The organism is Brevibacillus sp. NPDC058079 (genome assembly GCF_042885155.1).
Taxonomy (GTDB): domain Bacteria; phylum Bacillota; class Bacilli; order Brevibacillales; family Brevibacillaceae; genus Brevibacillus.
The window spans coordinates 375,815-398,239 of sequence record NZ_JBHVSO010000003.1 but is presented as its reverse complement, the minus strand read 5'-3'; the positions used below and the strand labels follow the sequence as shown (position 1 = coordinate 398,239).

Here is a 22,425-nt window from a genome sequence, read left to right as displayed (position 1 = left end):
AGGGGGCATTCACAGTGAAGAAGAAGCACATGCTAGGATCCATTCTCGCCCTGTCCGTCTTGCTTTCTACAGTCTTGGCAGGCTGTGGTGGCAGTCAGACATCCAGTGGGACGAATTCCGCGTCCAACTCCAATCAAGCTTCGACTAGCCCCGCGTCTTCATCGGCCGTAGCGGGTGGAGGCGGTACCTTGATTATTGCACGCTTGTCCGATGCGAATAATCTGGACCCGCATTTCAGTACCCAGATTAATTCCATGGCAGTGACGCAGCACAAGCTCTATGAAGGTCTGGTCATGATGGATCGGAATAGTGAGTACAAACCTCTTTTGGCAAAGGAATGGAAACAAAAAGACGATGTCACCTGGGAGTTCACGCTGCGTGACGGTGTTACCTTCCATGACGGGGAACCCTTCAATGCTGAAGCCGTGAAGAAGACGATCGACCGTATTTTGGACAAAGACAATCCGACTCCCAAAGCAAACATGTTTGGCATGATTAAAGAAGTGAAGATCATTGACCCACTGAAGGTAGAAATTATTTTACATTATCCGTTCGCAGGGCTACTGTCCGTACTGGCGAGTGCCGAGGGTGGCATTATCAGTCCGAAGGCGATTAAGGAATTTGGCAAAGAGTTGTCCAAGAAACCAGTAGGTACGGGGCCGTTCATCTTTGAATCATGGACGCCTGGACAAGAAATCGTCATGGTGAAAAACGAGAAGTATTGGGGCACCCAACCGAAGCTGGAAAAAGTCGTTTTCAAGACTATTCCTGAGGATGCGACACGCGTAGCCATGGTGGAGACAGGTGAAGCCCATGTCGCAGAACAGCTTCCAGTCACTGAACTGGAAAGGGTACAGAACTCGCAGAGCATGTCTTTGGGACGGTTCGAATCATTTGCAGTTGACCACATCGGGATGAACGTCAAGCAGAAGCCATTTGACGATGTTCGCGTCCGTCAAGCCATCGCCCATGCGATTGATAAGGAAGCGATTATTAAAGGGGTTTACAACAATGTCGGAAAAGTAGCCATCTCGTCATTAGGGCCAAAAGTCATTGGCTACAGCCCGAATATTAAAACGCCAGAATACGATTTGAACAAAGCGAAGCAATTGCTCACCGAAGCAGGCTACGCCAACGGATTCAAGGCAACCATCTATCTTAATGACAACAAGGCAAGAATCAATGTGGCAGAAGTGCTGCAATCCCAGCTGAAGGGAATCGGCATCGACTTGCAGATTCAAGTGATGGAGTTCGGCGCGTATCTGGAATTGGCGGCAAAAGGTGAAGCGCAAATGTTGATTAGTGGCTGGGGCAATGCGACCGGGGATGCAGATTACAACCAGTACAACCTTTTCCACAGCACGTCAGCAGGTGTGCCAGGCAACCATTCCTTCTATAATAATCCGAAAGTCGATGCGCTGATTGAAGCGGGTCGTAAGGAAAAAGATCCAGAGAAGCGCAAGGAAATCTACGCAGAGGCGCAGCAAATCGAGATGGAGGAGGTGCCGTTGCTGCCATTCCGCAGCAGTGAAAATCTCGCAGCCATTGCAAAAAATGTACAGGGTGTGTACATCAGTCCATCCGGGTACATTGACGTGAGCCAAGTGACGATTCAATAGCAGGAGCATGAGACCTTCTCCAACAAATGGAGAGGGTCTTTTTTGTGGTTGGTCAAAAAGTCGACTTTTTGAACACGCACTGTTCGTATAAAAGTAGAAAAAGTGAACAAAAGAGTAAAGAAAGTGAAAATACAAGTAAAGAGAGTGAAAATACAATGACAGAATAGTGGGTAAAATGAAATATGCGCGAATGGTCAAAATATTCAAGTGCATCGGGCGCAAAAAACGGTCACCACCGTTTTTTTGACCGCAAGCGGTCACATCAACATTTATGAAAAACGTCGAGACGTTTTTCACAAAACAGGGGGATAACTACATGAAAAAGACGCGCTTTTTCCAGACGCTGCTTGCCATGACCGTTGTGGTGTCTACAGCGTTGGCAGGCTGCTCACAAGCACCTGAAGCAGGAGGGAGTACCAATTCTTCAGGGCAAACAAATGCTTCTGCAGCAGCTGGGAAAGAAGGCGGGACACTCGTCATCGCCCGCTTGTCTGATGCGAACAACCTTGACCCACATTTTCTAACGCAAATCAATTCCGCTGCCATCATTCATCACAAGGTATACGAGGGTCTTGTTCGGATGGACAAAGAAAGCAAATATGTAGGCTCACTCGCTTCTGAATGGAAGCAGCTCGATGACGTGACATGGGAATTCAAGCTTCGCTCCGGTGTGACGTTCCACGATGGCACGCCATTCAATGCGGAAGCTGTGAAAAAGACGATTGCTCGTGTCCAAGACCCGGCAGTAGGCTCTAACCGCGCCAATTTGTTTGAAGCAATCAAAGAAGTAAAGGTCGTGGATGATACAACGGTTCAATTCATCCTGCACTATCCATACGCACCACTCCTGTCCGTGCTCGCCAGTGCAGAGGGTGGAATTTTGTCACCAAAAGCGATCGAACAGTATGGAAAAGAATTGACCAAGCATCCAACGGGAACAGGCCCTTACAAATTCGAATCATGGACACCTGGTCAAGAAGTCGTCCTGGTGAAAAACGATAGCTATTGGGGTGACAAACCGAATCTGGACAAAGTCGTCTTCAAGACCGTTCCAGAGGATACGACCAGACTCGCGATGGTCGAGACAGGAGAAGCGAATGTAGCTGAGCAATTGCCAGTGACAGAAGTCGATCGGGTGAAAAATTCTCCGAGTATGACACTTGGTCGTTACCCTGCTTTCGCTAGCGATCATATCGGGATTAACAACTCGAAGAAGCCATTCGATGATGTGCGCGTTCGTCAAGCGATTGCACATGCGATCGATAAGAAGACCATCATTCAAGGGGTCTACAACGATGTCGGTACGGTTGCTCATTCTTCCATTACCCCGTCTATGGTTGGGTACAGCCCAAATGTAAAAGACTTGCCTTACGATCTGGAAAAATCCAAAAAACTGTTGGCAGAAGCTGGATACGCGAACGGCTTCAAAGCAACTATTTACTTAAATGATAACAAGGCACGAGTTAGCTTGGCAGAGGTGTTGCAGCAACAGCTGAAACAAATCAATATCGATTTGGAAGTGAAAGTGCTAGAGTTCGGAGCTTATATTGAAGCAGCCAACAAAGGCGAAACAGAATTGTTCCTCAGTGGTTGGGGCAATGCCACAGGCGATGCAGACTACAACCAATACAACCTGTTCCACACGAAGTCGCAAGGAGCAGCCGGCAACCATGCTTTCTACAGCAATCCGGAAGTGGACAAGCTGATCGATGAGGGCCGCAAAGAGAAAGACGAAGAAAAACGGAAGCAAATCTACGAAAAAGCACAGCAAATCGAAATGGACGAAGCCGCAATGGTACCATACCGCTTCTCAGAAAACCTCGCAGCGATCCAAAAAGGTGTAGAGGGAGTTTGGATCAGCCCAGCAGGACACATTGAGATCGACGATGTAACATTGCCATAATTTTCAGCAAAAAGTGCTTCATGATCAGCATAGCTTCGCCCATTGGGAACGAGCTATGCTGATTGATTATACAAAGTGGAATAAAATGGGGGCGAGTCTATGAAAAAACAGAAGATGCTAGGTTCAATGCTGGCAGGTATCCTGAGCGTTGGCCTCGTGCTTACAGGCTGTTCATCAGGTACAGAGCAAGGTGCGGCAGGGACTCCGGCTGCAAAGGAAGCTCCCGCAACAGATCAGACGCTGGTGATTGCACGTCAGTCTGACGCAAATAATCTAGACCCGCACTTTATATCAGCGATCAATGCAGCGAGTGTGGTCCATCACAAAGTGTACGAAGGTCTCGTCCAGCGAGATGATAACATGGCGTTCAAACCGATGCTCGCCACGGAATGGAAGCAGTTGGATGATGTCACTTGGGAGTTCAAGCTGCGTCAGGGAGTCAACTTCCACGATGGTACGCCGTTTAACGCCGAGGCGGTGAAAGCAACATTCGCACGCGTCCTCGATGAAAAGGTCGCCTCTCCACGTGCGACTCAGTTCAAGATGGTATCGGAAGTCAAGGTAGTGGATGATTACACCGTTCATTTCAAGCTAGCCTACCCGTATTCCCCATTGCTGTCGATCCTCGCCAACCACGAAGGCAGCATCATTAGTCCAAAAGCAATTGAGCAATACGGCAAGGAGCTGAGCAAACATCCCGTCGGTACAGGGCCGTTCGTATTCGAATCGTGGACACCTGGCCAAGAGATCGTACTCGTGAAAAATGATACCTACTGGGGAGAAAAGGTAAAATTCAAGAAGGCCGTCTTCAAAGTCGTACCAGAGGACACGACACGCGTAGCCATGGTAGAGACGGGAGAGGCGCACATCGCTGAACCATTGCCGGTGACAGAAATAGACCGCGTCAGTAATTCCCCTCATATGAGCTTGTATCGGACAGAGGGCTTAGGGACAGATTTCATCGGGTTCAATACCAAGAAAAAACCGTTTGACGACGCCCGTGTTCGCCAGGCGATCAACTATGCGATTGAGACCGATGCGATCATCAAAGGTGTGTACAACGATGTCGGAACGAAAGCGAATTCCGCAATGAGTCCGAAGGTTCTTGGATACGATGAGGCGTTAAAAGGATACGAGTTCGATCCGAACAAGGCAAAGGACCTGTTGAAAGAAGCAGGCTATCCGGACGGCTTCAAGACAACCTTGTGGACAGGCGATCGCAAGGAACGGATTAATGCAGCTGAAGTAATCCAGTCCCAGTTAAAGGGAATCGGCATTGAAGTAGAGGTAAAAGTGCTTGAGTATGGAGCCTATTTAGATGCTGAAGACAACGGTGAAACAGAGCTGTTCATCAGCGGCTGGGGCAATGCCACTGGTGACGCTGACTACAACCAGTACAATCTGTTCCACTCCAGCTCTTTGGGCAAAGGTGGAAACACAACGTTCTACGTGAATAAAGAAGTGGACAAGCTGATCGAAGAGGGGCGCCGCGAGCAGGATACGGAAAAGCGCAAGCAAATCTATGCAAAGGCGCTAGAGATTGAAAAGCAAGAAGCACCAATCGTCCCAATCCGCAATCTTGAGCATGTCGCTGCAGTCGCCAAAAACATCAAAGGCTTCTGGATCAGCCCTTCTGGGTACATGATGATCAATGGCATTACGATTGAATAACGCAAACATTTAGAGAGAAAAGGATGGGACGGAGCATGAAAGAAAACTTGTGGATCAAAAATGCGAGTCTGGAATGTGGTTATACAGAGGCGAATGGCATCGTGACGGGAACAAAGACGGAGCGTTTTCATGTCTTGCTCACGGACGGTCGCGTGGAGAAAATCGTACCTGCTTCGTCGGATATACCCGATGGGGTATCTGTGTGGGATGCACAAGGCTTACTGATGCTTCCTTCTTTCCGGGAAATGCACATTCATTTGGACAAAACATTTTATGGAGGTCCGTGGCAAGCCGTTCTTCCTGCTCCCAATCGTTTTTTTCGAATCGAACAAGAGCAGGAATTGCTGCCCCGCCAGCTTCCCGTCGCTCGTGAGCGTGCAGAAAAGCTGCTGGAGTTAGTGCAATCACACGGTGCTACTCACGTGCGAACCCATTGCAACATTGACCCGGTCATTGGGTTGAAGAACCTGGAAGCCACATTGGAAGCATTGGCAACTTACCGTGAAAAACTTTCCTGGGAAATTGTCGCGTTTCCCCAACATGGTTTGCTGCGCAGTGATTCCGTTGCCCTCGTCCGTGAGGCGATGAAGCATGGAGCCGGCCTCGTCGGTGGTGTCGATCCTGCCACGTTTGACGATGATATCGAGAAATCTCTTGATACGATGATGGACATAGCGGTGGAAGCGAATGCGGATGTTGACCTGCACTTGCACGAGCCTGGACATTTGGGTGTTTATATTATGAAAAAACTGGCTGCTATGACGAAGGATGCGGGGTGGCAAGGTCGAGTCACTGTCAGTCATGCTTATGGGCTAGGAGAGGTTCCGACTGCTGTGGTAGAAGAGGTTGCGGAGCTTTTTGCCGAACAGCAAATCGCTGTCATGTCGGCTGTTCCCATTGATATGCCGACCATCCCGATTCCGTTGCTTTATGCCAAAGGTGTCCATGTTGGATTGGGCAATGACAACATCACCGATCACTGGGACCCATTTGGAACCGGAGATATGCTGCAAAAAGCAAACCGTCTGGCTGAACGGTTCCGTTGGATCGATGAGCGATCTCTATCGCGAGCACTGGGATTCGTTACAGGTGGCTTGACTCCACTGGACCAAGCTGGGAATCAAGTTTGGCCAAAAGTCGGAGACGAAGCAAATGCGGTTTTCGTCCGTGCCAAATGCTCCGCCGAGGCTGTGGCTAGACTATCTCCGAAGGAAGCGGTGGTTTTCTCGGGCAAGATGGTTTGGCAGAAACAATCATAAAGATAGTAAGATGTGATCCGATCTTCCAAGGCTTCTTGGGGAGGTCGGATTTTTCATTTGTTAATAAAAGTAGCCGTAGTGAAGGAAGAAGCGCATTTCCAGTCTACGCTTCGGCCTCCGCCCCGCAAGGGGGGATTGACTGCTCGCTTCGGAATAAATGGCGGGAGCGCTTCAAACGTAGAAGTTTCGAGGAGGTAGTTCATAAGTGAAGCTGAAATTCCCCACCATTAATTCCTACGCTGGGGCGGGCTCCAGAGGCGCTTGGACTGGAAATGCACTTCTTCCGGCGTAGCTTTGGTAACATCTTGAAAGTAGATTCAAGGCGACAATTAATTACTTAACTAACTATAAAATGTTTTTCATAGCAAATCCATACATTAGAATGCTACAGAAGAACAATCATGAAGAACCTTCAAACATTTTCTTGTTGCTTTTCATACATAGATCGAAAAATAGACAAAAGCAACGTCAAAGAAGCGTGTTTCCAGTCATAGCGCCTCTGGAGCCCGACCGAGCGGAGGGATGAATGACGGGAGCGTTTTTAGCTTCAACCTGCGAATACGTCATCGAGGCTACCACTTTTGAAGCGGCTCCCGTCATTCATACCGGAGCGGACAGTTGTTACCCCTTGAGAGGCGGAGGCCGAAGCGAAGACTGGAAACACGCTTCTCCACCGAAGCTACGGTATCAATGTATTTTCATCTGTACAAAATTAAATAAAAGTAAAAATATTATAAATTGATGTAAAGATGCTGAAAGGTTCGGTTGAAAATCTACCGTATAATGCAAATAAGAAATACATTCAGAATTTTCGACAGTATTCTACAGGGGGTAGACACAAATGAAGAAAACGCGCATGGTCGGTTCCTTGTTGGCTCTGACATTGACGGTTAGTGTTGCGCTGACTGGATGTGGTGGTGCGAGCTCGGAGCAATCCGGTTCAACAAATACAACTGCTACAGAAGCTCCGAAAGAAGGGGGAACCCTGATTGTAGCCCGCAAGGCAGACGCCAACAATTTGGACCCGCATTTCATTTCTAATATTCCTTCGGCAAACTATGTGTATGGAAAAGTGTATGAGAGCTTGGTGTCTCGTGATAAAAACGGCGAGTACAAGCCTACACTCGCTACTGAATGGAAACAGCTCGACGACTTGACATGGGAGTTTAAGCTCCGTGAGGGCGTTACGTTCCACGATGGTACCCCCTTTACAGCAGAAGCTGTGAAAAAGACGTTCGAACGTGTACTCGATCCAAAGGTGGCATCACCGCGTGCATCCAACTTCTCCATGATTAAAGAAATCAAGATCGTGGATGACAAGACTGTACATTTCGTGCTGGAGTATCCTTTTGCACCGCTGCTCTCCATCTTGGCTAGCTCAGAAGGAAGCATCATCAGCCCGAAAGCAATCGCCGAGCATTCCGATACATTGGCGAAGCAGCCTGTAGGAACCGGACCTTTCAAATTTACATCGTGGGCACCGGGTCAAGATATGAAACTCTCGAAAAATGATACCTACTGGGGTGAAAAGCCAAAGGTAGATGAAGTATTGTACAAGGTCGTGCCAGAAGATACGACACGCGTAGCGATGATCGAAGCAGGCGAAGCGCACATCGGCGATCAGCTTCCAGTGACGGAAGTAGAGCGTGCACAGGCATCTCCTGGCATGAACATGGTGCGTGCAGAAGGCTTGGGTGTGGATTATATCGGCTTTAACGTGCAGAAGAAGCCATTTGATGATGTACGCGTACGTCAAGCTGTCGCGCATGCTATCGAAAAACAAGCCATTGTACAAGGGGTATACAACAATGTAGGAACACAAGCTGTTTCCTCGATGTCACCAAAAGTAATCGGCTACAACCCGAATCTCCAGGATTACTCGTATGACGTCAATGCAGCAAAAGCACTGCTCGCAGAAGCAGGTTACCCGAACGGCTTCAAGACGTCCATCGTGACAGACGACCGTAAAGAGCGCATGAACGTAGCAGAAGTCATCCAGTCACAGTTGAAAGGCATCGGCATTGATTTGGAGATCAAAGTAATGGAATACGGTGCGTATCTGGAGCACACAGACAATGGTGAGCATGCGATGTTCATCGGGGGCTGGGGCAATGCAACAGGGGATGGCGATTACAACCAGTACAACGTCTTCCACAGCACTTCGAAAGGCAGCGCAGGTAACATGGCGTTCTACAACAACCCAGAGGTAGACAAGCTGATTGAAGAAGGACGTCGCGAAAAAGATGTACAAAAACGCAATGAAATTTACGCAAAGCTGCAAGAAATCGAGCTGAAGGAAGTACCGATCCTTCCCATCCGCACGATTGACCATGTGGCGGTTACATCCAAGAATGTAAACGGCTTCTGGCTGAGCCCTGTTGGTTACTTGATGCTGGATGAAGTATCGATCAACTAATGGTGATAGAAGGGATGGCGTTTGTCGCTGTCCCTTCTTTCGTCACTTCAATAGAGAGGAATTTACGCTCTGGACCGGGAATCTAACTTGGGGAAAAGAAATGCGCAAGAGACAAGTCATGGGGTGGAAAACATGCAGGAAGAGCAGCTAGACATTTTTGACGAAGCAGGACAGCACATCGGGGTAGAAGCGCGTAGCGAAGTACACGGTTTGGGGTTGTGGCACCAAACCTTTCACTGCTGGATTTATCGCGTAGTAGATGACCAGATCGAATTGTTGTTCCAAAAAAGACATCCACAAAAGGATACTTGTCCGAACTTGCTCGACATTACCTCTGCCGGTCATCTTCTCGCTTCGGAACAGCCATGTGACGGCGTACGGGAATTGGAGGAGGAGCTGGGCTTATCCGTGAGCTTTGAGGAATTGGACAAGCTAGGCGTGATTCGTGATGTAATGGTTGCCCCCTCCATCATTGATAAGGAAATGTGCCATACATTTTTGTATGAATGCGATCAACCCTTACGCGAGTACCGGGTACAGGAAGAAGAAGTCACAGGGCTGTTTTGGGTCAGTTTGCATGAGCTAGAGCGGTTGTTTGCGGGCGAGATCGGGCAGATGACGGTGAATGGATTTTTGCTAACGGAAGATGGTGAGCAAAAAGATACAGCGATGATTGCGGCCAACGCTGACTTTGTTCCACATGAAGTGCATTATTACCAGCAGGTGTTTGCAGCTGTGAAACTACGCGCAGCTAATCGATAACCCTGATCAGAAAAACAATGCCTCGTTTGTCATCGACAAAACGAGGTTTTTCGTTGGGTGAGAAAGATTGGCGAAAACATGTTCCCTAATGTGATATACTAGACAATGTTTTTTCGCTGCTCGCGATCATGCGTAGATAGAGAGAGGAGATCGAGATGAGACTACAGATTATGATTGCCCTAATGCTCTCGACATTCCTTGCTGCGATGGAAGGAACGATTGTGAGTACAGCCGTACCACGTATTACGAGTGATTTGGCAGGCTTTGAACAGGTGAGCTGGGTATACGCCATCTACATGCTTGCCACTGCCGTATCTGCTCCCATTTACGGCAAGCTGGCTGATTTATTTGGCCGAAAAAACGTATTGTTAATCGGGATCGGTATCTTTTTGTTAGGTTCCACGCTTTGTGGAGTGGCGACGTCGATGTGGCAGCTCATTGTTTTCCGTGCCATTCAAGGCTTGGGTGCAGGTTCAGTCATGCCGATTACGATGACTATCATTGGAGATTTGTACACCGAGCAGACTGCCAGAGCAAAAGCGCAGGGCTGGATTAGCGCTGTATGGGGACTTTCCGGTGTGGCAGGTCCGTTGGTCGGAGGATTTTTAGTCGATACACTGACGTGGCGTTATATCTTTTTTCTTAACTTGCCTTTTGGCCTCGTATCATTTTTCATGCTCGTCTTTTTGTATAAGGAAAAGCTTTCCGTCAAAGAAAAGCGCCATATCGATTATCCAGGCGCGCTTATTTTTTCGCTCGGGACCATCGCCTTGTTGTATGCCTTGTTAACAGGTAGCCAAAATCAATCCTGGACCAGTCCGGTGACGATTTCCTTGATCGTATTTGCTTTGGTGACCTATCTGATGTTTATATCGGTGGAGAAGAAATCGCCTGAGCCGCTGATTCCGCTTTCGCTTTTTACCAATCGAAACGTGGCCATGACCAATCTGCTGACGCTCTTGACCAATGGAATTGTAATCAGCATGGTGGTGTACTTGCCGATCTGGAGCCAGGGAGTCTTGGGAGAAAGTGCGACAATGGCTGGCTTTGTCCTGACACCGATGCCGGTATGCTGGACGATCGGCTCTATCCTTGCCGGGAACTTGTTAGGCAAGCTGCGAGCTGAACAATTGTTTATGGCAGGGACAGCCGTTCTGACCGTAGCGACAACATTGTTGAGCTTCTTGTCCGCTCAGTCAGCGGGATACCTTATTTATGTGGCTGTAGGCTTAATTGGTTTGGGAATGGGGCTCATTTCTCCGATCATCATGGTAAAAATTCAATCGTCCGTTGCAGTCGACAAGAGGGGGACAGCGGTTGCCCTCAATACATTCACGGGTACATTTAGTCAAACCTTTGGGGCAGCGGTATTCGGAATGTTGTTCAACATGGTGACTGTAGCAAGTAGTCATGCGAATTTAGGAGCTTCCTTTGAACACGGATCGATTCCAGTGGCACAGCTGGCACAGATCCGAGACTTATTGGCTAGCGGTGTTCATGTGGTCTTCACAGGCACATTAGTGCTTGCGATAGGCAGCTTTGTTCTGGCGCTTGTGATCGCAAAAGGAAGCCGAGTCAAACAGACACACTAATTCGAAGACGTCCGCCGAGTGCGGACGTTTTTTCAATAATTGGTTACAGTTTTCCAAAAAATACAAACTTCATATTGCCAGTTGTTGCATTCATCGATACTATTTTCCTAGATGCCCAAATTTTTGCTGACAGGAGTGCATGAGACGATGGAGGAGATTCGACCGGTTTCAATTGACGATATCGATGAGGTCGTTAGGATTGCAGCGATGAGCTACCCTGGAAGCAATCTACTGGGTGCAGAGAGCAGACAGCGATTTGCCGAACGCGTAAGGGAGACGATCGAAAACGACCCACATGTCAGCTACCACGGATGCTACCGTGATGGAAGACTAGCGGGTATAATGAAATGGTACGATTTTCCTATGAATGTTCACGGTACACTGCTTTTGACTGGCGGTATTGGGATGGTCGCCGTAGACCTTTTGCATAAAAAGGAAAAAGTGGCCATGACGATGCTGCAAGGTTTTCTTTCCAGCTATCGGGAGCGGGGAATCTCGCTGGTCTCTCTCTATCCGTTTCGTGTTGATTTTTACAAGCAAATGGGTTTTGGAATAGGGACCAAGGTTCACCAATACAAGTTCAAGCCGTCCAGCCTGCCGTTTGTAGGCAAGGACAAAATCGTCTATATAGGAAAAGAGGATAAAGAAGAACTGTCTGCTTGCTATCACCGAATCGCCCGTCAAACACATGGCATGATCAAGCGAACAGATCGAGAGTGGGACAGACTCCTCGATAGTCCTGAAATGATTACCGTCGGCTACAAAAAGGAAGGGAGGCTAGGCGGCTATCTCGCTTTCCAGTTCCAGAGCGCCCATGAAAAAAACAAACTCTTCAACAACATAGAAGTAAGAGAGCTTCAGTATGAGAGGCGCGAAGCACTTGCACAACTGCTCTCTTTCCTGCGTAGCCAGGCCGATCAGATTCAACGGATCGAATTTACGACGCATGACGAAGATTTTCACTTGTTGCTATCTGATCCAGGCAATGGAACGGATGCGATATTGTGGAGCATTTATCATGAGAGCCATGTATCTGGAGTCGGTTTGATGTATCGGATCATTGATGTGCCGGGATTTTTCCGTCAGTTGTCCCACCACCGTTTTGGTTCGGAAACGGTAAATGTAAAGCTGACGATCCGCGATTCGTTCCTGCCTGAGAATGAAGGAACATGGGTCATCAAGTTTGTCGATGGACGTCCGGAATTAGGAGAGGCAGTGGAGCCTGACGTTTCGGTACAGCTAGATATTTCGGATTTTTCTTCGCTCGTGATGGGGGTAGTAACTGCCCAAAAACTGTATCAATACGGCCAATTGGAGCTGGATGCTCCAGAAAAGCTTCCGATTTTGGATAGGCTGTTCGCTGTTCCTGAGAAGCCGCGAAGTGTGACTACCTTCTAGAAAAGAAGGATTGTCACGTTTTTGACACATTTGGTTATCTTATGTTGCTTCCTCCCATATGTTGTTAGTAAACGGGAGGAGGCAGGTTTTATGATCTTTCTTACACTGGTTATCTTTTTTGCGTTTCTTTTGATTGTTTGGGTGGTCGTTAGACTCCTCTTCCGACTGGAAAAGCATGATTCCATTACACATGATGAGAGAGAATTATGGAATCGCTTTCAGGTGAAAGAGCAGGAGATCAAATACCGAAAGCCCAAAAAATAAAAAGAAAGGCGCCAAGGTGACAGGCGCTCTTTCTTTTGCGTCTTACCCACTATGAGAAGAGAAAGAAGGAGAAAACAATGCCAGGTAGATCAGAGGGGCATCAACGTGAATTTTTTCGCTTACGTCTAGAATACGCCCTCTGTGCAGACATGACTATTGTGCTGGTCAAAGGGAAAACCATGGAGATTGGGAGCACGCAGGTATTGATCGAGGATATCGGGGCAGGTGGACTTCGTTTTCTCTCTCATCTCAAAATGCCGGCAAATGACCAGCTCGTTCTGCAGTTTGCGACGGAATTGTGCGGACAGGCTCTGAAAATGTACGGACACGTAGTCCGCACGATTCCGTGGGAAACGGACTATTACGAATACGCTGTACGGTTTACTATGGAAGAGGAACAACATCTGGAGATTAATCGCTTGGTAAACCGATTGGCGATCCGCTATCGGCAGAATCGGACAGCAACAGAAGGACGTTTCTTTAAAGGTGATCGTCTGGCATTTTTAAAAGAGTTGGCTCAAGCAAGTCTTGCGATGCGAGCCAGTGAAGCATAGACAAAAAGGCTTTCTGTTGTGCGAATACACAACAGAGGGCTTTTTTGTTTGACATAAAACAAACGCGGTGATAAGTTATCTATAATAAATCAAACGAATAAAGGTTGTGTTTATATATGAGTCTTCATGAAGCATTCTGGAGCGCTTCCCTTCAAGAGTGGAAGCAAGGTTACATCGAACAAGACGAACATTTTATGTGTTTGCTCTGTGGGGAACAGGTGGAGAAAGGAATTATTTATCCAGTGGAGGGTGTCCTGTATGAAGCGTCCCGCTTTATGCGCCATCATATCGAGGCTACGCACGGTTCTGTCTTTACTCACCTGAGCCAGTTGGATAAACGATTGACGGGCTTGTCTGATCATCAGGTTAATTTGCTTCGCCTCTTTTACCAGGGCAAGACAGACACTGAGGTTCAAAATGAAATGGGGATCGGCAGTGCATCGACGATCCGTAATCACCGCTTTGCACTCAAGGAAAAAGAACGTCAGGCCAAGGTGTTCCTGGTCATGATGGAGTTACTGCATGAAGCGGATAAAAATCAATCGTCCAACGATGCCAAATCAAGCAAGCAAAAGAATACCTCGAAAGATGGCGATGCTGCAGAGTATGCCGCGATCGTAAAGAAATTCTTGCCGAATGGACTATCAGGTCGATTAGAACGATTCCCGCGCAAGCACAAGCATAAACTCATTCTCCTCGAAGAGATTTCTAAAAAATTTGAGCTCGATCGTTTCTACACCGAGCGGGAAGTGAATGAGATTTTGGAAGGTCTCTACGATGATTATGTGACCTTGCGGAGATATTTAGTCGATGTTGGTTTGATGGATAGACAGGCGGACGGGAGTCAATATTGGCGGATCGCTGTGGAAAATGAAGGAGAGGAACGGGGAGCGCAACAGATGAATCGCAAGCAAGAGCTCAAACAGATGTACAAGGAAGTAGAAACCGATGCAGGCGTTTATCAAATTAAGAACAAGCAAAACGACAAAGTGTTCATCGCGAGCACGAATAACCTAAAAACGATCAACGGTAGAAAGTTCATGCTTCAGCATGGCTCGCATCCTAATCGTGAGCTGCAAAAAGACTGGGATAAATACGGTTCGGACGCTTTTGAAATCGAAGTACTAGAAAAGGTTGAGAAGAAAGACCATCCGTATTTTGATGGGAAGGATGCACTGGAAAAACTCGAAGATAAATGGATGAAAAAGCTGGCGCCATATGGTGATCGAGGCTATCACGTGCAAAAAGATCCATCCTAGTCTCGTCTATCATCCAGCATGCGGAAGCGCTCCAAGTGATCCCACAGACCTTCCTTTTGCAAGATCTGGATTTGTTTTTCGCCAAGTAAATCAAAATGTGGGAAGGGTGCACGGTTATGGATGTAGACAGGATCGAGCCCGTTGGCAAGGCACCAGTCTGTCAGTAACGAATAATTGGCACAGCCTACTTTTGTAACGGTTTTGATTCCGGGAAACCGGGGGTCCAGCCAATAGTGAGTGAGAAATGCCAATTCGCCTCGACTAACGGCTTGCTTCCAACGGTTCAGTTCGTCTCGTGTAATCCCAAATGCCACTCTTCCTCATCCTTTGCAAAGCGGTCGTGTTTCTCACTCATTAATAGCATGGAATGGTATAAACGTCAAAAAGACAGTTCTCCCCCGGGGATAGCCGACGGAAACTGTCTTTTTGTGCTTGGTTGCTTACCGAACTCCTGTTGGAAGCTGAGGCGGAATGTAATTTAACTCTTCGTCCGCGGTGATGTAATCGGTGTTGACCATGAGGAGCAAATAGCGTTTGCCGGTTTGCGGATCGCTGATAATGATGTGGTCGCGGCCAGCTGTTTCGAGGACGCCACGGAAAATTTTGGCGTTCCATTGGCTGTTGTTTTCAAACGTTTGGTACACCGTAATGACCTTGCCTCGATTCAGGCGAAGGATGTTTTCGATGTACGATTCTTCCATCACTTGCCCAGGAGTAATGGGCATTCCAGGAATCAAGGATCCGCTTGGCTGCATCGGAACCAGTTGAGGTTGCTGCTGCTGAATCATCTGCTGCTGTTGCTGAGGTATGCCGTATGGAAACTGTGCGGATGGGTACATGTCGTATCCGTATTGTTGTTGAGGGTAACCAGTGTAAGGCATTTGTTGACTCATGATGAACTCGCTCCTTTATCTATCTCATTCTTTTAATAGACGCGTGGGCAATCTGCTGGTGTTGGAACGAAGAAGCAGTGTGCCTTATAGCGACCGGAGTTTTGTTGATCCCACCAAGTAGGAGGACAGTTTCCGGCAGGACGGTAGAACCACAATGCGTTGCTCGCGGGGCGGGTTTTCTCTCCATTGACTGCGCGCTGTGCCAGTCTTCTGTCTTTTTCCCTGGCCCGTTGATAGAAATACGGCTTCTGGATCGCTTCGAATCCTCCCGGAGATTGATAGACCATGTCACGCATGCTGCGAATGTTTTTGAAGTCAAGGCAGTTACCTAGAATCCGATTTACCCCAACGTTGCCAACCATCAACATGCCCAACTCACCTTCACCCTCAGCCTCGGCCCGAATCAGTCTGGCAAGCATATCGACATCACTGGAGTTCGCTTTGATGACGGCCATTGCTTCACCTCCTTCCACAAAAATCACAATAACAATATATGGGCGAATAATAGATTGGTGATTGGCCCGATAAATTTTCATCAAGTTGACGTTTACGTAAACGGCAGTTACAATCATTTTATTCGGTAAATTGTGAATTTTATAAATGTAAGTAAGGGGCGCTGGACATGAGCAGAGAAGGAATACAGAAGGAAATATCGTGGACCATCTCTGATCTTGCTCAACAATTAGATGTCAGCACCAGAACGATTCGGTACTACGAAGAGCTCGGCTTGATTTTCCCCAGTCGGACAGAGAAGGGAAGCAGGCACTATAACCGCAAGGACCGTGCCAGGCTGCGACTCATTCTGCGAGGGAAGCGATTCGGATTTTCGTTGGATCAGATTCGCGAAATGATTGAGCTGTTCGACGAGGACCGTTCAGGTCGTGCGCAGCTTATGCGAACGATTGAGTACGGCAACCAAAAGCTGGCTGAGATCGACGAGAAAATCATGGAACTCCGACAACTGAGAGAAGACATTCTCGTCTACAAGCAAAACTTTGAACAAAAATTGCTTGAAGAAAATGAGGAGGAGAAACGATGAACGTATCAGCTCTGCTCACAGCAAACGGAAGGAAATACCCTGACAAGTCCGCGCTGATTGCAGGAGATGTAGAGATCAGCTTTTCACAGTGGGACACACGCTCTACTCAGTGGGCTTGCCATTTACAAGAGCTTGGCATCGAGCAAGGGGATCGGGTTGTCATGCTGATGCCCAATTGCCCGGAGTTTGCTATTTTTTACGTCGCCGTCATTCGTAGTGGTGCCCTCGTCGTACCGATCAATGCGCGCTCAACCCAAGAAGAAGTACGACATATATGTGAACATGCCGGTGCAAAGGCACTTCTTGTTCATGATGCCCTCGTACCTATCGTGAATGAGTGGGTCCTTCAAACGCCACAGCTTGTGGCAATCAAAACAGGTGTGAGTCAAGGGAATTGGCATGGAATCGCTGACTGGGATGCCAATGACGTGTCTTTTGATAAAATGAATGCGCTTTCTTCGCAGCTGTATTTGGCGAACATGAACGAAGATAGCGAGGTCAGCATCCTGTATACTTCTGGTACGACTGGACGCCCTAAAGGGGTGCTTTATACACATAGAAACTTATTGACTGTCGCGAAAATGATGTCGATTGAACTGACGATGACTCATCATTCGCGAATTTTGCATTTGATGCCACTGAGTCATTCGGCTCCCCTCCATCTCTTTTTCATTGCAGTGCTTATGCTTGGCGCCACCCAGGTAATGGCCTTGACCTTCTCGCCGCAGCTACTTTTGGATTTGGTGCAGCAGCATCGGATTACGCATTTCTTCGGAGCGCCAGTGGCGTATTTGCTGACGATGAAGCATCCCGAGTTTACGGCGTACGATTTGACTTCCATCGAACATTGGATGTATGGCGGGGCTCCTCTGTCCAAAGAGATGGCTTCGGTTATGGAAGGGGCTTATGGACGCGATAAACTGGCGTGCGTCTACGGCTTGACGGAGGCAGGGCCGACCGGAATGTGTCTCCTGCATCGAGAGCATCCGGACAAAATCGGCAGTATAGGCAATCGAGGTGTATTGTTCGCCGAAATGGAGGTTGTAAACGAGCGAGGAGAGCGATGCGCCAGTGGCGAAGCGGGCGAAATTCGCTTGCGCGGAGAAGGGACAATGAAAGGATACTACAACGATCCAGTGGCTACAGCAGAAACCATACGCGATGGTTGGGTGTACACTGGTGATATTGCACGCGTGGATGAGGATGGATTTCTGTGGATGATTGGTCGCAAAAAAGACGTGATGATTACAGGCGGGGTAAACGTCTACCCTAAGGAAATCGAGCAGTTGTTGGAGCGTCATCCGTCGATTGGCGAGGTAGCTGTTGTAGGTTTGCCACATCCTGAGTGGGGTGAGACGGTTACGGCCTATGTGGTTCTGAAACCAGGAGTTGATACCAATCGAGAGTGGCTAGAGGAAATCCAAGGCTTTTTGCGTGGTCATCTCGCCGATTACAAGCTCCCGCGACAGGTGAATATCGTTCCTGCGTTGCCGCGGAACACGAGCGGAAAAGTCCTAAAGCATGTATTGCGTGATGTCAGTTCCCAAAAGGAAGTGGAACTACGATGAGTGATTTGCAAACGAGCATCGATCAGCGAACATACAGCGACAACATCCCGCACCCGCGTACGCCACAGGCGCAAAACTTTTTCAAAGCAGATCCCAACCTCGATTATTTGCTGGAACGTTATCTCCCTGCTTCCATGCATGAATGGGCCAGACAGCAGTTGAGCTGGTTAGGTACGCAAGTGGCAGGACCCATCGATGAGCGTGCCGCCTATACAGACAGAGAAGGAAAGCCGAGATTGCGCAAGTACAATCGACTGGGCGAGGACATTTCTGAGATCATTACCAATGAAGGGTATAAGGAAACAGTAGCAGAAGTTTACGGAGCAGGCATCGTCAGCTACTTGTATCAAGACATTCCTGAGTTGGGCAGAAAAGCGCCGTATAGCTATTCCTTTTTCATGGGCTATCTCGTGAGTCAGTCTGAGCCGGGCTTCTATTGCCCTGTCACCTTGTCGATGTCAGCCGCTTATTTAATTGACCGCTATGGCAGCGAAGAACAAAAGGAGCAGTACCTGACAGGACTGACCTCTCGTGATCGCACTCGCCTGTATGAAGGGGCTACTTGGCTGACGGAGAGACAGGGTGGTTCGGATGTCGGTGCGAATTTGACTGTAGCAGAGCCAGTAACAGGTCGGCCTGGTGTGTACCGATTGACAGGAGAAAAGTTTTTTGCGAGCAATGCTGGAGCATTTGTTGCGACTGTTTTGGCGAGAATCGATGAGGAGAAACTGGGGACAAAAGGGCTCGGACTGTTTTTGGTGCCTTGGATAAAGCCTGACAACGAACGCAATCACATCCAGGTCCGCCGCCTGAAAGATAAGCTGGGCGTCAACGCCGTACCATCTGCGGAGATACTGTTGAACGGAGCAGAGGGCTATTTGATCGGGGAGCCTCAGAACGGCTTCAAGTACATGGCAGAAGCCCTGAATCTGTCTCGCATTTGCAACGCGATTGCTTCGATCGGGATCATGCGTCGAGCTTTTTACGAAGCGAGGTATTATGCCGAGCAACGTCGTGCATTCGGGAATCCAATCGATCAGTACCCGATGGTAAAAGAAATGCTGGTGAGCCTCTTAATGGATACGGAGGTCAGCACGGGTGCGGTGTTTGATATGATTGCTGTTTATGATCGCTTGCAGTCTCATTCAGCGAGCAAAGAGGATAACGCGCTTGCTCGCCTGCTGATTCCTTTGCTGAAATACCGTACAGGGGAAGAGGCTGTCGAATCGACCCATACCGCAATTGAAATTCATGGTGGTAACGGATATATCGAGGAATACGTGACGCCGCGTCTGTTGCGTGATGCGCAAGTTTTGACCGTATGGGAAGGCACCTCGAATATACTCGCACTCGATATTTTGCGTGTGATGCAAAAAGAAAACAGCCACGAAGCGTTTAGCAGATTGCTTCGGGAGCGCATAGCTGGCTGGAAGCATGCCTTTTCACAGACGTACGCCGAGTTGATTCGGACAGAACTGGCCATCCTGGAGGAAAATATCGCCTATCTCATGCAACAGACCCACGATTATGTAACGTACAAATTAAAAACGCTCGCGGACCATATGGTAGATTTGTACACCTTATCATGCATCGTCAGTGAAGCGGAGGATCAGGTGACGCGTGAGGGAAATGCCCGCAAATACATTTTGGCAAAGCTGTATGCCGAAAAGCATTTCCATTCACAAGAAAAGCGGGGGATTCAAGCCGATTCTTTGCTGGATGTACAGTTCTTTACCCAACTGGTGGAATATCAGTTTGTCAGCGTTGAAGATTGGGCCCAACAGTCCGCTATTGTTCAGACCCGATAAATCAAAAAGCGCCTTAGACCACTTGTTGAGGTGGCGAAGGCGCTTTTGATTTTTATGCATACCGCTTGCGGCGCATACTCCAAATAAACCAGATCGCAGCAACCACTGTTGCGATCGCCAGCAGCGTGATCTCAAAGTATTCATCGATCAGAACCTTTGCGTGTTTTCCGTACAAATAAAACAAGGTGCCAATCAAATAAAACTTCAATCCCCGCCCGATAATCGCATAAAACATGAGCTTGGTCAGCGAGTAATTGAATACGCCAGAGAGCACAGTGAAAACCTTGAAAGGAATGGGGGTAAAAGCTCCGATCAGTACGGCAGCATCCCCGTTTTTTACGAATTTTTCCGTCGCTACAATCACCCATTTTTCAGGGAGAATCTTGTGCAAAAGTGGTTTTCCCAGCCATCTCCCCAACAAAAATCCGATGGGGGCGCCGAGGACGGAAGCAGTAAAGGCTACTGTTGCAAACTGAATCGCTGAGCCTGGATCGAGCAGACTCATCGCAATTTGCATAAAAAACGGAGGAATCGGACTAATAAATGAGTCCAAAAATGCCATGGCAACAAGTCCCCACATCCCATATTGCATGAATAGCTGTGTGATATGTTCGAGCATGAGCATCTCCTTAGAAGGTTTTTTCTATTGTAGCTATCCTATGCCAGTTTGTCCAAAGAAAGACCACAACTGAAGTTAGATGTCGAGTGGGAATCGCTGGGCCAGTAAAATGGTTAGTAGCGTGGTCCAATGAGTGTATCCTAGGTCGAATATTGGTAGTGAAGTCCTTGTTTTTTCATTGACGCTAGGAAAGATTATCCACTAAAATGTAGGGAAACAGGACAAACATCATGGGAGGAACCAATGAAAACATTGGGTTCGGGAAAAGTCGTTTTCTATGCGCCAAACGGGACTAACTTGCAATTGTCAGGGGAAATTGACGTTCGTGGTGATCGGGTAGCCATAACAGAAATCATCTATTTTAATGGCCAACCAAACGGAGCACGCGAAACGAATTTGCCACTCGCGCAAACCGTGATTTACTGGGAGCCAGAAGTATACGAACAGATCGGATATGAAGAACAATAAGAATCATTGCGATTCCAAGCCCTGTCTCTTGCAGGGTTTTTTCGCGTACGGAGCGAATCTGCCAGCACCTCGGGCTATAGCCGATGTCCTGGTATTGTGTTATGATGTGGGATGGAATTTACGTATGGTACAAGGAGTGATCCTTATGATCGATTCTATATTGGAACGTGCTCTCGCAGGTGAACGACTGGGTCTCGAAGACGGTCTGGCTTTGTTTGCGAGCAATGAAATCGAAAAGATCGGACATTACGCCAATCTGGTCATGCAAAAGCATCATCCAGAACCGATTGCGACTTTTGTCATCAGTCGCAACGTCAATTACACGAACGTATGTGACACGTATTGCCGTTTTTGTGCCTTTTACCGTCGCCCGGGCTCTTCTGAAGGATACGTTCTCCCAAAAGAAACGATTTTCCAAAAAATTCAGGAGACCGTGGACGTTGGCGGTACAGAAATCTTGATGCAAGGCGGTACCAATCCGGATCTGAAACTGGATTATTATACTGACCTCTTGCGTGAGATCAAGCAGCGCTTCCCGCATATTACGATGCACTCTCTGTCTGTAGCGGAAGTGATGAAAATCGCGGAAGTTTCCAACATGTCTGTCGAGGAAGTGCTGAAAGAGCTGAAGGCAGCGGGTCTCGATTCCTTGCCGGGAGCGGGTGGCGAAATCCTCGATGATCGTACACGTCAGAAGATTTCCCGCTTGAAGGGTTCTTGGACTGAATGGATTGATACTCAAAAAGCCGCACACCGTGCAGGCTTGCCTGGTACAGCTACCATGGTAATTGGTTTTGGGGAAGAGATGGAAGAGCGTGTACTGTCCCTTCTGCGCATTCGTGATGCACAAGATGAGACAGGCGGCTTCAAAGCGTTTATCGTCTGGACCTTCCAGCCGGACAACACCAACATGAAGGCTGTCAACAATACGCCAGAGGAATACTTGAAAACACTGGCAATCAGCCGCCTTATGCTGGATAATATCAAAAACTTCCAATCCTCCTGGGTGACGATGGGCCCGCATTACGGTCAGCTTTCTCTCTCTTATGGAGCGAACGATTTCGGTCAAACGATGATGGAAGAAAACGTTGTTTCCGCAGCGGCATGTACGTACAAGGTCAACACGAACCAAATTTTGGAGCTCATTCGCGGCGCAGGCAAAATCCCTGCACAGCGCAACACACAGTATGACATTCTGCGCGTTTTCAAAGACGGCGAGATGGCAGAACGTGATTTTGTCATGCAAAACTAATAAACCAAAAAAACGCTTCTCTGCCCCCCTCCTAACAAAGGGAAATCGGCAGGGGGGCGTTTTTTGGTTATTTAATCAGGA

At 48.1% G+C, this 22,425-nt stretch carries 20 protein-coding genes; 16 read left to right on the top strand and 4 right to left on the bottom strand.

The annotated features are described in order from the left end of the window. The first annotated feature begins 14 nt into the window (after positions 1-14). The 11 genes from ACFVS2_RS12015 (at position 15) to ACFVS2_RS11965 (ending at position 14,697) form a co-directional block, all read left to right on the top strand. Entirely contained in the window at positions 15-1,619 is a 1,605-nt protein-coding gene (locus tag ACFVS2_RS12015; RefSeq protein ID WP_390234056.1) for a glutathione ABC transporter substrate-binding protein, read from the top strand. A 316-nt stretch (positions 1,620-1,935) separates the two neighbouring features. Then, positions 1,936-3,522, top strand: a complete 1,587-nt coding sequence (locus tag ACFVS2_RS12010; RefSeq protein ID WP_390234054.1) for a glutathione ABC transporter substrate-binding protein — start codon at positions 1,936-1,938, stop codon at positions 3,520-3,522. 99 nt (positions 3,523-3,621) lie between these two features. Beyond that, a complete protein-coding gene (locus ACFVS2_RS12005) occupies positions 3,622-5,193 on the top strand; it encodes a glutathione ABC transporter substrate-binding protein (RefSeq protein ID WP_390234052.1) in 1,572 nt (523 codons plus the stop codon). 35 nt (positions 5,194-5,228) lie between these two features. Continuing rightward, the gene (locus ACFVS2_RS12000; RefSeq protein WP_390234050.1) at positions 5,229-6,452 is read left to right on the top strand and encodes an amidohydrolase family protein; all 1,224 of its coding nucleotides are present in this window, start codon (positions 5,229-5,231) and stop codon (positions 6,450-6,452) included. A gap of 841 nt (positions 6,453-7,293) precedes the next feature. After that, positions 7,294-8,868, top strand: coding sequence for a glutathione ABC transporter substrate-binding protein (locus tag ACFVS2_RS11995; protein ID WP_390234047.1), 1,575 nt, complete (start codon positions 7,294-7,296; stop codon positions 8,866-8,868). 132 nt (positions 8,869-9,000) lie between these two features. Next, positions 9,001-9,630 (top strand): NUDIX hydrolase, encoded by a 630-nt coding sequence (locus ACFVS2_RS11990; RefSeq protein WP_390234045.1) that lies wholly within the window; start codon positions 9,001-9,003, stop codon positions 9,628-9,630. A 155-nt stretch (positions 9,631-9,785) separates the two neighbouring features. Beyond that, positions 9,786-11,222: an MDR family MFS transporter gene (locus ACFVS2_RS11985; RefSeq protein WP_390234043.1), complete on the top strand. Its 1,437-nt coding sequence runs from the start codon at positions 9,786-9,788 to the stop codon at positions 11,220-11,222. A gap of 147 nt (positions 11,223-11,369) precedes the next feature. Further along, positions 11,370-12,620 (top strand): GNAT family N-acetyltransferase, encoded by a 1,251-nt coding sequence (locus ACFVS2_RS11980; RefSeq protein ID WP_390234041.1) that lies wholly within the window; start codon positions 11,370-11,372, stop codon positions 12,618-12,620. Positions 12,621-12,710: 90 nt separating this feature from the next. Then, positions 12,711-12,884 carry a hypothetical protein gene (locus ACFVS2_RS11975; protein WP_007728597.1) on the top strand — a complete coding sequence of 58 codons (174 nt, stop codon included), beginning with the start codon at positions 12,711-12,713 and terminating at the stop codon, positions 12,882-12,884. A gap of 77 nt (positions 12,885-12,961) precedes the next feature. After that, complete coding sequence (locus tag ACFVS2_RS11970; RefSeq protein WP_173619131.1) at positions 12,962-13,438, top strand: PilZ domain-containing protein; 477 nt, start codon at positions 12,962-12,964, stop codon at positions 13,436-13,438. 116 nt (positions 13,439-13,554) lie between these two features. Then, positions 13,555-14,697 (top strand): DUF2087 domain-containing protein, encoded by a 1,143-nt coding sequence (locus ACFVS2_RS11965; protein ID WP_173619130.1) that lies wholly within the window; start codon positions 13,555-13,557, stop codon positions 14,695-14,697. On the opposite strand, the gene ACFVS2_RS11960 is transcribed toward ACFVS2_RS11965, so the two are convergent. The 3 genes from ACFVS2_RS11960 to ACFVS2_RS11950 form a co-directional block, all read right to left on the bottom strand. After that, on the bottom strand, positions 14,694-15,011 hold the full coding sequence (locus tag ACFVS2_RS11960; RefSeq protein WP_047070940.1) for a hypothetical protein: 318 nt from the start codon (positions 15,009-15,011) through the stop codon (positions 14,694-14,696). The two genes, ACFVS2_RS11965 and ACFVS2_RS11960, sit on opposite strands and share 4 nt — an antisense overlap. A gap of 126 nt (positions 15,012-15,137) precedes the next feature. Then, the gene (gerQ, locus tag ACFVS2_RS11955; RefSeq protein ID WP_173619129.1) at positions 15,138-15,590 is read right to left on the bottom strand and encodes a spore coat protein GerQ; all 453 of its coding nucleotides are present in this window, start codon (positions 15,588-15,590) and stop codon (positions 15,138-15,140) included. Between the two features lie 32 nt (positions 15,591-15,622). After that, positions 15,623-16,045, bottom strand: coding sequence for a cell wall hydrolase (locus ACFVS2_RS11950; RefSeq protein WP_173619128.1), 423 nt, complete (start codon positions 16,043-16,045; stop codon positions 15,623-15,625). Between the two features lie 167 nt (positions 16,046-16,212). On the opposite strand from ACFVS2_RS11950, the gene ACFVS2_RS11945 reads away from it, so the two are divergent. From ACFVS2_RS11945 to ACFVS2_RS11935, 3 genes are read left to right on the top strand one after another with little or no spacing between them, the layout of a single operon-like run. Next, positions 16,213-16,629, top strand: coding sequence for a MerR family transcriptional regulator (locus ACFVS2_RS11945; RefSeq protein WP_390234037.1), 417 nt, complete (start codon positions 16,213-16,215; stop codon positions 16,627-16,629). Then, positions 16,626-18,197 (top strand): class I adenylate-forming enzyme family protein, encoded by a 1,572-nt coding sequence (locus tag ACFVS2_RS11940; RefSeq protein ID WP_390234035.1) that lies wholly within the window; start codon positions 16,626-16,628, stop codon positions 18,195-18,197. Before ACFVS2_RS11945 ends, ACFVS2_RS11940 begins: the two co-directional genes overlap by 4 nt. Then, positions 18,194-20,005: an acyl-CoA dehydrogenase family protein gene (locus ACFVS2_RS11935; protein ID WP_390234033.1), complete on the top strand. Its 1,812-nt coding sequence runs from the start codon at positions 18,194-18,196 to the stop codon at positions 20,003-20,005. The genes ACFVS2_RS11940 and ACFVS2_RS11935 overlap by 4 nt, the downstream gene beginning before the upstream one ends. A gap of 52 nt (positions 20,006-20,057) precedes the next feature. On the opposite strand, the gene ACFVS2_RS11930 is transcribed toward ACFVS2_RS11935, so the two are convergent. Beyond that, a complete protein-coding gene (locus tag ACFVS2_RS11930) occupies positions 20,058-20,624 on the bottom strand; it encodes a YqaA family protein (RefSeq protein WP_390234032.1) in 567 nt (188 codons plus the stop codon). Between the two features lie 243 nt (positions 20,625-20,867). On the opposite strand from ACFVS2_RS11930, the gene ACFVS2_RS11925 reads away from it, so the two are divergent. Together ACFVS2_RS11925 and mqnC are read left to right on the top strand one after the other, a co-directional pair. Continuing rightward, complete coding sequence (locus ACFVS2_RS11925; protein WP_173619123.1) at positions 20,868-21,092, top strand: hypothetical protein; 225 nt, start codon at positions 20,868-20,870, stop codon at positions 21,090-21,092. Between the two features lie 145 nt (positions 21,093-21,237). Further along, on the top strand, positions 21,238-22,344 hold the full coding sequence (gene mqnC / locus ACFVS2_RS11920) for a cyclic dehypoxanthinyl futalosine synthase (RefSeq protein WP_173619122.1): 1,107 nt from the start codon (positions 21,238-21,240) through the stop codon (positions 22,342-22,344). Positions 22,345-22,425 lie beyond the last annotated feature (81 nt).